Annotated in this window: 12 protein-coding genes and 2 pseudogenes; 6 read left to right on the top strand and 8 right to left on the bottom strand. The window is 59.2% G+C overall.

The window, feature by feature from the left end:
* Positions 1-239 precede the first annotated feature (239 nt).
* From EA462_RS15810 to EA462_RS15790, 5 genes are all read left to right on the top strand, one after another.
* Positions 240-530: a UPF0175 family protein gene (locus EA462_RS15810; RefSeq protein WP_124179551.1), complete on the top strand. Its 291-nt coding sequence runs from the start codon at positions 240-242 to the stop codon at positions 528-530.
* Positions 531-1,043, top strand: a complete 513-nt coding sequence (locus tag EA462_RS15805) for a DUF3368 domain-containing protein (RefSeq protein WP_124179550.1) — start codon at positions 531-533, stop codon at positions 1,041-1,043.
* Between the two features lie 68 nt (positions 1,044-1,111).
* Positions 1,112-1,420, top strand: a complete 309-nt coding sequence (locus EA462_RS15800; protein WP_124179549.1) for an AbrB/MazE/SpoVT family DNA-binding domain-containing protein — start codon at positions 1,112-1,114, stop codon at positions 1,418-1,420.
* Positions 1,417-1,830 (top strand): type II toxin-antitoxin system VapC family toxin, encoded by a 414-nt coding sequence (locus EA462_RS15795; RefSeq protein WP_124179548.1) that lies wholly within the window; start codon positions 1,417-1,419, stop codon positions 1,828-1,830. Before EA462_RS15800 ends, EA462_RS15795 begins: the two co-directional genes overlap by 4 nt.
* Before the next feature lie 144 nt (positions 1,831-1,974).
* Entirely contained in the window at positions 1,975-3,216 is a 1,242-nt protein-coding gene (locus EA462_RS15790; RefSeq protein WP_124179694.1) for a Zn-dependent hydrolase, read from the top strand.
* 171 nt (positions 3,217-3,387) lie between these two features.
* Here the strand turns inward: EA462_RS15790 and EA462_RS15785 are convergent, their stop codons facing one another.
* The 7 genes and pseudogenes from EA462_RS15785 to EA462_RS15750 all read right to left on the bottom strand — a co-directional run bounded on the left by EA462_RS15785 (position 3,388) and on the right by EA462_RS15750 (position 10,904).
* Positions 3,388-4,548 carry a mandelate racemase/muconate lactonizing enzyme family protein gene (locus EA462_RS15785; protein WP_124179547.1) on the bottom strand — a complete coding sequence of 387 codons (1,161 nt, stop codon included), beginning with the start codon at positions 4,546-4,548 and terminating at the stop codon, positions 3,388-3,390.
* 78 nt (positions 4,549-4,626) lie between these two features.
* Positions 4,627-6,021: a dihydroorotase gene (locus EA462_RS15780; protein WP_124179546.1), complete on the bottom strand. Its 1,395-nt coding sequence runs from the start codon at positions 6,019-6,021 to the stop codon at positions 4,627-4,629.
* 194 nt (positions 6,022-6,215) lie between these two features.
* Positions 6,216-7,067 carry a DUF4870 domain-containing protein gene (locus EA462_RS15775; RefSeq protein ID WP_124179545.1) on the bottom strand — a complete coding sequence of 284 codons (852 nt, stop codon included), beginning with the start codon at positions 7,065-7,067 and terminating at the stop codon, positions 6,216-6,218.
* Positions 7,068-7,076: 9 nt separating this feature from the next.
* The gene (locus EA462_RS15770) at positions 7,077-7,520 is read right to left on the bottom strand and encodes a DUF4870 domain-containing protein (protein ID WP_124179544.1); all 444 of its coding nucleotides are present in this window, start codon (positions 7,518-7,520) and stop codon (positions 7,077-7,079) included.
* 48 nt (positions 7,521-7,568) lie between these two features.
* Positions 7,569-8,159: a hypothetical protein gene (locus EA462_RS15765; protein WP_124179543.1), complete on the bottom strand. Its 591-nt coding sequence runs from the start codon at positions 8,157-8,159 to the stop codon at positions 7,569-7,571.
* A 629-nt stretch (positions 8,160-8,788) separates the two neighbouring features.
* A complete protein-coding gene (locus EA462_RS15760) occupies positions 8,789-9,109 on the bottom strand; it encodes a winged-helix domain-containing protein (RefSeq protein WP_165872108.1) in 321 nt (106 codons plus the stop codon).
* Between the two features lie 533 nt (positions 9,110-9,642).
* Positions 9,643-10,904, bottom strand: a pseudogene (locus EA462_RS15750) (RNA-guided endonuclease TnpB family protein).
* 306 nt (positions 10,905-11,210) lie between these two features.
* Between EA462_RS15750 and EA462_RS15745 the strand changes: the two are divergent.
* A complete protein-coding gene (locus EA462_RS15745) occupies positions 11,211-12,383 on the top strand; it encodes an MFS transporter (RefSeq protein WP_124179541.1) in 1,173 nt (390 codons plus the stop codon).
* Between the two features lie 64 nt (positions 12,384-12,447).
* On the opposite strand, the pseudogene EA462_RS15740 reads toward EA462_RS15745, so the two are convergent.
* Positions 12,448-12,836 (bottom strand): annotated as a pseudogene (locus EA462_RS15740) (methyl-accepting chemotaxis protein); the annotation flags it as partial.

Raw genomic sequence — 12,836 nt, 5'->3', positions numbered from 1 at the left:
CAGAGTGATTTGCACGGTTCTGCTGGAGCATGGCGGAGTGTAGCACATGTTTGGTCTTAGTACTTTTGATACGAATCCCCAGCGCAATTCGTCTCGAGTACTGGTGGGGCGGGGAATCCGCCTTGCTACCTGGTTTGCCCCATCATCCCTCACAGGGTCACAAACCGTCTCGAGCGATGGAACCGCTGACAACAAGAATGAGCGAAACGCTTGTATACATTGCAAACATAGCATACGGCATGGGAACGATATCGACGCGGGTTCCGGATGATCTCGAGGGGGAACTCGAAGAATACCTCGACGAAGAGCGCCTGGATCGGAGCACAGCAGTCCGAAAGCTCCTCTCGGAAGGACTCGAGGAGTGGCGTCGGGAGCGAGCGCTCAAACGGCTCGCTGCTGACGAGATCACGTTCACGAAGGCCGCCCGATGTGCAGAGATGTCCGTCTGGGAGTTTGCCCAGCTCGCAAAGGATCGCGACATTACGTGGGTATCGGACGATCACCTCGAAGCCGATCTCGAGGAACTGTGAATGTGGGTTTTCGACGCGACGCCACTAATTTACCTCGCGAAGGTCGATCGACTCCATCTAGTCTCCACTCTCGAGGGGCAGTGTTATCTTCCTCAGCAAATTCACTCGGAGGTCGTTACCACCGGTCTTGAAGAGGGGTATACCGATGCTCGCCGCGTTGAGCAATGCATTGATACTGGGCTTTTCGAGGTCATCTCAGCCGGTGACTCTCAGCTTGTCGGCCGGTTACAGCAAAATCCGAACTTAAGCGACGCCGATGTGGCGGTCCTTGGATGTACTGCATCTCGTGATGCGATTGCGGTCATCGACGAAGCCTACGGGAGGACGGCTGCAGAAATTGAAGGAATCGAGACTCGAGGGACAGCCTACATCGTTCTGTCGCGTGCTAAGTATGGACACATCGGCATCTCCGAAGCGCGAGCGACGATCGATGCAATGATCGAGGAAGGCTGGTACTGTGCGCCAGACTTGTACACAAAGCTCGTTCGCAAGCTCGAGTCATTCGATCAATGACGACGCCTTGCGCTGTGCCGTTGTGATTCGGGAACGGAGCTAAGTAATTCGGTACAAGAGTAATACCTGTGTCGAGTAATACAAAGCCAAACGATGAGGAACGCATCGTCTCAGTTACAGAAAAAGGGCAGGCGACAATTCCAAAGCGCCTTCGAGAAAAACACGGCATCCCCGCCCCAGGTCGAGTCAAATTCGTCGAGAACGATGATGAGGAAATCGTCGTCCGTCCGGTTGGCTCGATGCGGGAATTTCGCGGCCTCGAACGAGAAAGTGACGATGAGCGTCCTGCGACGGCTATTCTCCGTGAGGAGCGCGAGCGTGAAAAGCAGCGAGCCGATGAGACAGTCGAGCGCTTTTCCGGCAAAACGGAAGAATGACGGATACGATCGTTTTCGACACAGAACCACTCATTGCCTATCTGGACGACGAACCTGGGAGTGACGTCGTCGAAGCGTGGATCGATAGGGTAGCATCCGGAGAGGTCGATGGGTACATTAGCCCGGTCACAAAAACGGAGGTACTGCATGCTGGCTCTCGAGTCGGGTTCCGCCTCGACGATGTCCGAGCGAGTCTTGACCGGCTCGAGGAACTAGGCGTTGCAGTGTTTGACCCTCGAGAGTGCTGGGAAATTGCCGCTGCGCTCAAAGAGGCGTATACCATGGCACTCGGAGATGCATACGCGCTTGCGACGGCTGACGCGACCGATGGGACGCTACTTGTTGGAGCAGACAACGATTTCGACGAGTTAGAAGACGACGTAGAACGGTTTCGGGAGAATCCTGCTTAAACACGACCGAAATCGACCTCGACTGCTACCTTCAAGCTGAAAACCAGTAGAGGAGCCGACTCTGAATATCGATCACCGGGACAAACGTCCGTCAGTACGGCCAGCGGAAGTACTTTTGACCCTGCGGTTCAGCGTAGAAGCATGATTGCGGTTGATCGGGATCGCCTTCGAGTCGACATTAAAGAGAACGCACAGTTTGGTGCGGTCGAGTCGGACTCCGGCTGTGGACGAAGCGTCCTGACGGGATCAGACGCTGATCAACGGGCACGAAAGCGATTCATCACACGTCTCGAGGACGCCGGGCTCGAGCCGCGAGTCGATCCGGTGGGGAACATCGCCGGCCGCTGGATTCCGGACGGGGTCTCCGCGGACACCGCACCAATCGCGCTCGGAAGTCATCTGGACTCCGTTCCACGGGGCGGGATATTCGACGGACCATTGGGCGTCTACGCCGCACTCGAGGCCGTTCGTGCGATCCAGGAGTCGGCAGAAACGCCGTCACGTCCACTCGAGGTCGTCTCGTTCACCGAAGAAGAAGGAAGCCGGTTCGGCGTCGGAACGCTCGGCTCTCTCGTCGCGGTAGGAGAGATATCGGTTGAAGAGGCCCTTTCCATGACGAACGACGACGGCGACACGTTCGAAGAGTGCCTTGAGCGCATCGGTTTCGCGGGTTCGTCCGAAATCGATCCGGCGACCTGGGACGCCTGGCTCGAGGTGCACATCGAGCAAGACACGGAGCTGGAATCGGCGGAGATCCCGATCGGCGTAGTGGATTCGATCTCCGGTATTACCAACTGCACGGCTGCGGTAGCTGGTGAATCGAATCACGCCGGTGCGACGTCGATGGTCGATCGACGCGACGCTCTATCAGCCGCTTCGGAGTTCGTCGTCGACGTCGAGCGCATCGCCAAAGAAGTGACAAACGATCATCCCACTGCCGTTGCGACTGTCGGCCGACAGGACGTCGAACCGAACGTTCGGAATATCGTGCCCGGTCGCGTGCGGATGGAAATGGACGTTCGGAGCGTCAACGGCGACGCGATCGACACCATCGTAGAGCGAAGTGCGGACCGCTTCGAACGTCTCGAACACGAGCGGCCGGTCGAAACCGACTTCGAACGCAACCGAGATATGCCGCCGATCGAGTTGAGCGACCGCTGTGTCGATGCGATCGAGCTGACGGCCGAACGACTCGACGTCGAGTCCACGACTATGCACTCCGGTGCAGTCCACGATACCGGAAACGTCGCCGCGAAGACCGACGCAGCGATGCTCTTCGTACCGTCGCGCGATGGCATCTCCCACTCGCCCCACGAGTGGACGGACTGGGACGACTGTGCGATCAGTGCGCGTATCCTCGCGGCTACCGCACTCGAACTCACCTGAAATGCCACAGTTCGAGCGTCTCCATCGATTGCTTCATCGGCGCGGCTCGAGCCGGCGTTCGGGTTCTCGCACGGAGACGTTCTCCGTCGATCTGTACTACTCGAGACGTTCGACCGAGCACTGGTGACGTGTCCGGTGCGCGTTGTTCCGACAACCGTCGAAACTGCACGATCACTCGTCCGTCCGGATGGTGTCGAGCTTTTCCTCGTCGATCGTGACGCCCAGCCCAGGTGCCGAGGGAACAGACAGACTCCCGTCTTCGAACTCGAACGGATCTTCAATGATGTGATCTTCCAGTGCGTAATACGTAGTGTCGGAATGGAGGTCGATTGCGGGTGTCGTCGAGATCGCGTGTAGCATCGCCGCAGTCTTCACTCCGAGATCGAACCCGCAGTGGTGTGCGAGTGAAACGTCCGCCTCCTCAGCGAGGCTGGCCATCTTCTTCATCGGTACGATACCTCCGACGGGAATCATATCGATAACGCCGACGTCGATCGCGTCTTCCCGAACCAACTCGTAAAAGTTGCCCGGGTGATAAAGATCCTCGTTCACGGCGATCGGCGTACGAAGTCGCTGTCGGAGTCGTTTGTACGATCCGACGTTATCGGTGCGAATCGGCTGTTCGATATATCCGAGATAGACCCCGGCATCCTCGAGCCTGGCTGCGATGCGTGTCGTATCGGAGACGGTCCAGCTCTGATTCGCGTCGGCGCGAAGTTCGACCTCGCCGTCCACGGCATCGTACATCGCGATGAGCCGTTCCACGTCCGAGTCGATGCTTCGTTCGTACGCAAAATCGTCCGGGGCCGTATCGGCACCGTAGCCGCCGACTTTTGTCTTGACGACATCGAAGCCCGCGTCCCGGACATCGCGCATTCTCTCGGTCGATTTTTCGATCGTATTTATCGCGTAACAGTACGAGAAGTCCACCCTGTTTGTCTGCTTTCCACCCAGTAACTGGTGGAGTGGACAATCGTTGTGCTTGCCGAACGCATCCCACATCGCCATCTCGACGCCGCTCAGAAAAACGCTGGAATCGATGTAATGAGATCCGTAGTACTCGTGTAACGTCTCGAACTTCCAGACCGGTTCGCCAACGACGATGTCGGCGACAACCGTTTCGATGATCGATTTCGTTATCGAGGGGGAGTGGACGACAGCGGTCTCGCCCCAGCCGGTGATCCCCTCGCTGGTGGTCAGTTTGACAATAACGCGACGTGCAGACTCCAGATACTCCAGACGCCCCATGATGTAGGGCGCGAGTCCGTGATCTTCCTCGAGCGGTTTGAGTCCGATCTCGACGGGAATCGCTTCGACATCTGTAATCACCATACCGCGTGTCACGCGATCACATGACGATATAGTTTCCGCTCTCGCGTTGGACGTCAGTGAAAAATCGTCTCTTGCGGTTCACCGTCTCCAATCCGGAGTCGTACGAGCAACGAACTCGCCGTGGCCGGGTTCGCCGACGAGTTGGCCGTCTCGAACGACCAACTCGCCGCGTACCATCGTGTGAATTACCTCTCCGCCGACCGTCCTCCCCTCGTAGATCGAATAATCCGCCTCGGATGCGTTATCGGTGGCGGATATCGTGTCCCGACTATCCGGATCGAAAACTACGAGATCCGCGTCCGTCCTGGGCTCGAGCGTACCCTTGCCCTCGAGTCCGAACAGTCGTGCTGGTTGCGTCGACATCGTCCGCACAACGAACGATGGCGAGCACGTTCGTCTCTTTACAGCCTCGTCGTAAAAGACAGGAAGCGAGTGCTGTAAGCTGTTTACGCCGTAGGAACTGTCCCACCAGTCATCGGCGCGCTTCGCGCTCCGGTGATAGGCGACGTGATCGGTAGACACGACATCGAGCGTTCCCCGGACGAGGTGATCGAATACGGATTCGACGTCGTCGGCCGAACGAAGCGGCGGAGCCAGCTGTGCGAGCGTTCCGATCTCGGAGTAGAGCGACCGATCGAGCGTGGTATAGTGGGTACAGGTTTCGCCCCGCACCAGCCCATCACCAAATTTTCGCCGGTAGCGTTCGATCACCGCCGCAGCTTTCTCACAGCTCGTGTGGAGACCGTAGTATTTGCAATCGGACTCCACAGCCATTCTGAGCGCGTTGTCGGCGGCCATCGCCTCGGCGTAAGCGGGTCGAGACGAGGGATAATCCGTCGGATCACCTCGTTGCTCTTGCTCGAGGACCGTCGCTTGCTCCGTACAGACCGAGTCGTCTTCCGTGTGCAAAATTGCGACGGCGCCGAGATCGGACAGTCGCTCGAAAACGCGGCCCATGAATCCGTTCGACACCCCCCAGTCGTACGCAGTGAACATCTTGAACGAGGTCACACCTCCGTCGACGACCGTCGGCAGCTCCTCGAAGAGAGCGGGATCCTCCCGCGTTATCGTCGCGTGGAGCCCGTAATCGATCAGCGACTCGTCCGCGGTGTTTTTTTGAAAGGTGATACCGTCACGAAGCGTTCCGGGTTGCTCGTCGTCACCACGGTGTGTACCTTGCCACGCAAAATCGATAACCGTCGTGACACCACCCAGGGCCGCTGCTTTGCTCCCAGTCTCGTACGTTTCTGCCGGTCCGTCGAAACGTGGGTTCGGGCCGTCGAAGTGAACGTGCGGGTCGACGATCCCCGGCATCACGAGACAGCCGTCCGCATCTATCGTCTCCGCTGCTCGGGGAAGGTTAGACTCGTCACCGACGGCTACGATCTTTCCGTCAGAAATCGCCACGTCGGCGTCGGTGGTGCCAGTGCTCGAAACGAGCGTCCCGTTCGTCACGACGGTCTCGACCGCCATATCCAGAGAGGAACCTCGTATAATATAAAACGGACGGGGAACAGCCGGTGAGCCGTCCGCCAGTACAACGCCGTCCGTGGAGGGGGACGACGCGGGCCACAGTAGTCATTCAGGTCAGTGCACACTTGACCGTACGACGGCTGTACAAGAGGCGTGTGGATCGGTGCAGTCGTTCGTATACGCGGCCGCCACCGTCAGTTCGACTCAGTCCACCACCGGACCGCGTACACGAGCGAGGCCACCCAGAACGCAGCGAGGAAAACGTATACCGCATCGCCGGCAGGATTGATCGAGTCGGTGACCGCTTCCGAGAGAAGGTAGCCAGCAGCGGCGACGGCGATCGGAACTCCGAGATACGCGACGACGGGTGGCTGCCAGTCGGCATCCGTCGGGCGAATCCGGGCGCCGTGTTGATACAGAGCTACCCCAGTGATCGGTGTCAGCACCAGGATAAGAGCGACAAGTCCGAGTCCAGACGCAAAGAACGCAGCTCCCTCCCGTGGTCCAAACAAAGCGACCCCAACGATGAGAGGAGCCACCGCGACGTATACAACGATGATAACGGGCCACCCACCTGGAAGATCGACCCGGGGACCGAATCGGTCGACGAGCGCCGGCGACAGCGGATAGCGCCACGCGGTCCCGAACGTCGCTTTGCCCATCGCGATGAGTCCAACGAGGAACGTCCAGAACGTCACGAACATCCAGAGAGATATCAGCACGGGAAGGACGACGCTAGCTGTCGCGGAGACGGGGGAGGGAAGCGTCGCGACGTCGGTGGCACCCTGTCCCGTCCCCTCGGCGTAGATGAACAGGGATCCGAACGTGAGAATCGTCAACGCCAGTACCGTGAGATGCCAATCGAGAGCGTTACGAGCGTTTCGTCTGGTGAACTCGTGAGTCGAGACGAGGTACACCAGACCGGCACCGACGACACCGGTCGGAATGGCCACGAAATGGACGAGAATCCCGCCGATCGATCGTTCCTCGAGGAGCCGGGGTCCATCGGTCGTCGACGTCGTATCGGGGGTGTGTTCGGACGGCATGGACACTCGTTATCGGTACCGCTTGACGACATCGATCGCGCCGGGATACGTCCAAATCGAGCCGAACACGGCCTTCAGCGTCGCGACGACGGCGTACACGAAGGTGAGGAGTATCGCGAGCATGAATACGATCAGCAGCAGTACGCCAGCGATCGCGAACACCGTATCGAGCGGTGCCGGCAGCAGGGACAGTTCGGTCTGTTCCCCGCCCACGGTAAGCTCGTCAGCGCCGAGAAAGAACGTTACGAACGACACGATCATCAACGCCAAAACGGTAACGTGCCAGTTCAGCGCATGCCGTGCGTTCGTCCGGGTGTACTCGTCGTCCGAGACGGCATAGACGATAGCCGGACCGAGAAATCCGGTGAGTAAGCCCAGGAGGTGAACGAGTATACCGCCGATCGATCGTTCCTCGAGCAGTTCGGGGCCGGACGCAGTGGATGTGGATGTCATGAACGTGATTGACGAGTCAGTCGGGTGAGTTTCGATGCACAGTTTCGATTACGTCGACGGCAAGAGGCTCAACGGGCCGTATCTGTCGCGAACCCAGCGGGCTGTTCGCTCCGCAAAGAGCAACAGCAGGCTCACGAACAACAGGTCGAACCCGGTATCCCACAGGACGATGTCGCTCTGGGTGCCACGGACGTCCGTACCGGCGACCGTGAGAACGCCGCCGAGAGCGAACAGAACCAGGCTCAACTGGAATCCGGCGAGTACGAGCGTGCGGATTCCCGCCGTGTCCGATAACGTGAGGAATCCGCGGGTGGAGAGCCGATCCAGCGGGGTCTCCGCATGCAGCGCACGTTTACCCTCGGGTGAGAGCGGCCACGCTGACTCCGGATGGTTGATGTAGTACAGCGTGATCGAGTCGGGATACGTCTCCGTGGCAACGACGTCGATCTCCTGAAGTTCTCGGAGTCGGTTCCGAACGGTCGCCCGGGTAACGTCGGGTTTGATGCACGCATGCAGCTGGCGGATCGAGAAGAACGGTCGGTCGGACTCGAGCATCGTCTCGACGACGTGCTCCTGAGTGAGCGTGTTGTCGAGGTTCCGGTCGATTCGTTCGTCGACCCAGGGCGGAATCGCGGACACGGTATCACGGCGTAGTTGGTGGGGGTGGTTAAAACACGTCGGGGATTTCGTCCCCGCAAACCGTCGTTTCATGGACGCAAAACGGACTGTCCAGGCGTTCTCAATGAGTGAAAACGCTGTACTCCATCGGGATATCTTCGATTTCTGTGAGCGAAGACCGGAGGCAGGGGCCCACACGTTTTCGGGATCCACTTCCGTTACAAACAAAATCGCAGAGAGTACGAGTGCTGCACTCGCCAGCGGCCTGCGGAGCGTGACAGCAGCTTCAGCCACAGCCCGCGAAGATACCATCCGACCGCGCGGACGAACGTCCCGGCGGTCACGACCGGGGTGAGCGAAGTAGGGGGGGTAGTTGACGGCACCAATTGACTGTACTACAGGTATACTGTATCTCGAGTATCGAGTTCCAGTACTCGAAGTTCGTTCTGGTCTGTGACCCAATCGATAATTGCTCGTCGTTTCCCAATGCGGAGAGAATATTCATCTCGTCCTTTGAGCGGTTTGAGATGCCGGTCTGGATTCTTTCCAGTCTCAGTCAACTTCGATCGAATTCGATCCTCAATATCGTTTGGAAGAGATTGCAGCTCCTTCTCCACATCCGGATGCAACAACACTGTCGCCATATATCGCTACAACTCCTCCCACTCGTCAGACTCCTTTCTCGAGTCAATAGTTTTGGCAGTGCTAGAATCCAGTTCAGGGGCAACCTCTGCCCACCACCCCACAGCTCTTGCACCGAGCTTTTTACGGCTTACGAGCCCTTTCTCGTCCATCTCCGCGAGCCGGTTTCGGACCCCTTCAGGGGTGATTTGCTTCCCAAACCGCCGAAGACCGTCAGCAACTTCTGGCGCTGTGAGGACTGGATCATCCTCGTAGTCAAATACCTTGAGAATATCTTGTTCGGTAACAGACTCCTCAAACCGGCCCGCGTCATCGCGTCCTTGGCTCATAGTCCTACTGACGTGATAGCCGCACATAACCGTTTGGTTCGTACAAACCGGGCTGATTGAGCGTGATAGATCTCCAGCGCAGTATACACGTTTACTGGAAAAGAGGACCCCCGTCCTCAAGGAGCGACCGAGCAGCGAGAGAGCCTCGACTGGACGAGAGACACCGTGCGACAACTCTACAACCACGCACTCCACGAATTCAACAACATTCCAGATGGTGATGGCGCGGCCCGCCGCCCTATCCGCTGAACGCGATAGGGACGCACCCCTCGACGGCGAGAGGGGTACTGGAGTGGGATGGGAACGACTGGACACCCGCCCGTTTTGGGGAACAGTCGAGTCCGTTCGACCAAACTAGCGTCGGCAACCCGCAAGTTCACAGCCGGGGTAATCTGCTGGCCGGATTGCCCACGGAGGAATCCCACGACTTCAGTCGTGTGGAGGACGTCAAGCGGTACTTGACCTCCTCCTCCGCGTGAACGCGGAGGAATCCCACCACGGGATTTCAGGCCGAGCGAGGCGGCCTGTTGGTTTCAAGACGCATACGTTCCACGCGTCGTTTGCTGGGTTTCAGCATCGACATGGCTGTCTTGTGGCCCGGTCAAACAGGCCCCATCCGTAGCCGAGTCATCGTCACCAGCCTTCTTCGGGGATCTTCTTCCCGATCGCTTCGGTGGTGACTCTCTCCACTACAGTAGCGGTCTGCAATGTTTATCGTCCCGTTCACGTCAGCTTGGTACTCACCGAGCCAGCAGTCGTCGTTCGAGCAACGGAACGTCGCCTGTCGTGGCCGGGAGCCGTGTTCACTGCAGGCGTGGCACGCCTTCGACGTGTTCCGGGGATTCACCGTCTCGACGGGAATTCCCCTCTCAGCGGCTTTGTAGCGAATCTGTGCATGCAGCTTCGCAAATCCCCAGCCGTGCAACCGTCGGTTCATGTACTCGCCGTAGTCCATGTTCTCACGGATGTACGTCAAGTCTTCTAGCACCAGCACCGGATTCTCGACAGACTCGGCGTACTCGATGACCTCGCGGGTCACACGGTGGAACACGTTGTCGATCTGGTCCCACAGCGCGTCACCGTAGGACTCTGCGATTCGCTCACTGCCACGCTTCTGAAGCCGCCTTTTGGCGGTGAAGTAGGTTTTGCGGAGCCGCCGAACAGCTTTGCCGTCGTCGGCCCACAGTTCGGGGCGAACCGGAGAACCGTTCTCGTCGCGGTAACACACCGTGACGAGACTCGCTTCTCCGATGTCGACGCCAATGGCCGTCCGCTCGTCGGCGGACGTCTCGGATTGGACCTCCACGTCGCGGGTGGCGGTGACGTGGAGATACCACGTCCCGTTGCGTTCGAACAGCCGACTTTCTCCCATCTCGGCGTCATCTGCGTACAACGCTTCGAGCCACTCCCGCTGTTGGGGGTTGGCGCGTACCGGGATCCAGAGGTTATAATCTTCGTGGTGCGGGATTTTGACGTACCACTCGAGAGCGTTCTGTGGCTGGTGGTCGAGTTGCAATCCTTCGTTGGTGAACCGTACCGGGTGGTCGTCGTGCAGTTCGTCGGCGTCGTAGCTGTTGTGGAGTTGCGGGACGTACTTCTTGAGCGCGTTTTTCGCGTAGCCGCTCAGGTCATACTTAACAACCACATCGTTGGCGGCCGACTGTGTGTCACAGCCAGCGGTGAACGCCTCCTGAAGCGCCTGCTGGTAGGCGTCCCGTGTCTCACGAAGCTTCTGTCGCTTGTGGACGGTTGGGTCCACGAGTTTCAGTTCAAGCGTCTTCGTGAGTTCACCCATTGTCGCCGTACGATATCCGTTGGCTGTGACCGATATATAACTCAGCCGTCCAGAGTGGAAGTGAAACCGTGGGAAATCCTGCACTGCAACAGAACGGTGATTGTCACAATACGGTGGCCGCTCGACCCCCGCCTGTTCGCTCTTCGGTTCCGACAGCAAGTGTCGGAACACTCGTCACTCACGAGAAGGCGGGGGTATGCGCTCGTATCCCTATCACTGCACCGATCCGACGAAGAGGTACGGATCGCCGGAATCACCACTGACATACGAGTTCACTCGAGTCGGGTGAGTGGAGACTGATTCCGAATGAACTGGCAGTATCGCTACAGCGTTCTCGTCCTGTGTACGCTTGCCTTCTTCGTCACCTACTTCGCCCGGCTGGCGGTTAGCCCGGTGGTTCCGTTCATAATCGACGATTTCGAGATTTCGAACACGCTGATCGGCGTTGCCCTGAGCGGTATGTGGCTCGCTTACGGCCTCGCACAGTTCCCGAGCGGGATCCTCTCCGATCGATACGGCGAAAAGCCGATCATACTCATCGCCGTGGGCGGAACGGCCGTCGTGAGTGTTTTGCTCGCGCTGTCACCGGTGTTCGGCGCGTTCGTGGTCGCCGCCGTCGTGCTCGGTGGCGTTGCAGGCCTTCATTACTCCGTCGCATCGGCGCTGCTGTCGGTGACGTTCGACGATCTCGGGACCGCGATCGGCATTCACTCGATCGGCGGACCGCTGGCTGGACTGGTCGCTCCGGTCGCAGCAGCTTGGGTCGGGGTTCGGTACGGGTGGCGCCCCGCGATCGCGTTGACCGCCGTCGTCGGGGTTCCGATTTTCGTCCTGGTTCTCCTGTGGATCCGACCGACCGAGCCTCGACAGCCGGACAAACCGTTGCGGGACAGCCTCGAGCTACGCACAGTCGTAGAACTCATATCCCGGCCCGCGATCGCATTTCCGCTCCTGATCGCGATCGCCGGGACGTACGTCGTTCAGGGACTCTTATCGTTCTTCCCGGCATTCCTCGTTGCGTTCCACGAGTATAGCCCGACGGCAGCCGGCGTCGCATTTTCCGCCTTTTTCCTCGTCAGGACGGTCAGTCAGATCGTCCTCGGGCGCGCCTCCGACGCCTACGGACGGGACATCGCAATCGCCGGTTCGATGATGGCGGGAGCGGTCGGCGTTCCGCTCGTCATTCTGGATTCGGGAACCGTCACGATGGCCGCCGGCATCACACTCGTGGCAGTCGCCTCGAGTTTCTTCGCGGTGATCGATCCCCGATTCATGGACGCCCTTTCGGTCGAAGAGCGAGGGTCGGGATTCGGCCTCGTCCGGACGGTGTACACCGTCGTCGGCGCGGCCGGATCGGTCGGCGTGGGTCTCACCGCCGACCTGTTCGGCTGGGGCGTCGCATTCGGAACGCTGGCGGCGCTGTTCGCGATATCCTTTCTCTCCGTCGTCGTGAATCGGATGCTCGGCCTCGGATACTAGAACGGATTGATCCATCCCAGCACGAACTGACTGACACGGATTCATCTGGTGGTTGGAGTATCAGTCACGGAGAGTTCGACTCGGAATCAGCCGTCTCGCCGTCGGAGTCTTCCCCGTCGACACCGTCGGTGGTGGACGGATCGCGGTCATCGTACTCGAGGACGGTCTCAGCGTCGTCGGTCTCGATATCGCCGTCGCTCTCGAGAGCGGTGTCGGAACCGGCATCATCCTCCTCGGTCACGTCGAACGCGTCGAGCGAGTTTCGGAGGTCGTCGGCCATTTCGGTCAGCGACTGCGCGCCGGTGGCGACCTCCGAGACCGTCGCTGTCTGTTCTTCGGCCGCGGCAGCGACGGTTTCGGTCTCCGCGTTCGTCTCCTCGCTGATCTCGGTTGCCTCATCGACCATCGTCACCACTCGGCCGCTCGCGCGGGCCTGCTCGTCGGTCGCGTCGT

Origin of the sequence: Natrarchaeobius halalkaliphilus, assembly GCF_003841485.1 — an archaeon.
GTDB classification, from domain to species: domain Archaea; phylum Halobacteriota; class Halobacteria; order Halobacteriales; family Natrialbaceae; genus Natrarchaeobius; species Natrarchaeobius halalkaliphilus.
This window is presented reverse-complemented; position numbering and strand designations above follow the sequence as displayed.

Bases quoted from the DNA above. Each gene is read 5' to 3' on its own strand.
- EA462_RS15780 (WP_124179546.1), bottom strand. From the start codon at position 6,021: ATGGCGGTCGAGACCGTCGTGACGAACGGGACGCTCGTTTCGAGCACT.
- EA462_RS15785 (WP_124179547.1), bottom strand. From the start codon at position 4,548: ATGGTGATTACAGATGTCGAAGCGATTCCCGTCGAGATCGGACTCAAA.
- EA462_RS15805 (WP_124179550.1), top strand. From the start codon at position 531: ATGTGGGTTTTCGACGCGACGCCACTAATTTACCTCGCGAAGGTCGAT.
- EA462_RS15810 (WP_124179551.1), top strand. From the start codon at position 240: ATGGGAACGATATCGACGCGGGTTCCGGATGATCTCGAGGGGGAACTC.
- EA462_RS15795 (WP_124179548.1), top strand. From the start codon at position 1,417: ATGACGGATACGATCGTTTTCGACACAGAACCACTCATTGCCTATCTG.
- EA462_RS15770 (WP_124179544.1), bottom strand. From the start codon at position 7,520: ATGACATCCACATCCACTGCGTCCGGCCCCGAACTGCTCGAGGAACGA.
- EA462_RS15745 (WP_124179541.1), top strand. From the start codon at position 11,211: ATGAACTGGCAGTATCGCTACAGCGTTCTCGTCCTGTGTACGCTTGCC.
- EA462_RS15760 (WP_165872108.1), bottom strand. From the start codon at position 9,109: ATGAGCCAAGGACGCGATGACGCGGGCCGGTTTGAGGAGTCTGTTACC.
- EA462_RS15775 (WP_124179545.1), bottom strand. From the start codon at position 7,067: ATGCCGTCCGAACACACCCCCGATACGACGTCGACGACCGATGGACCC.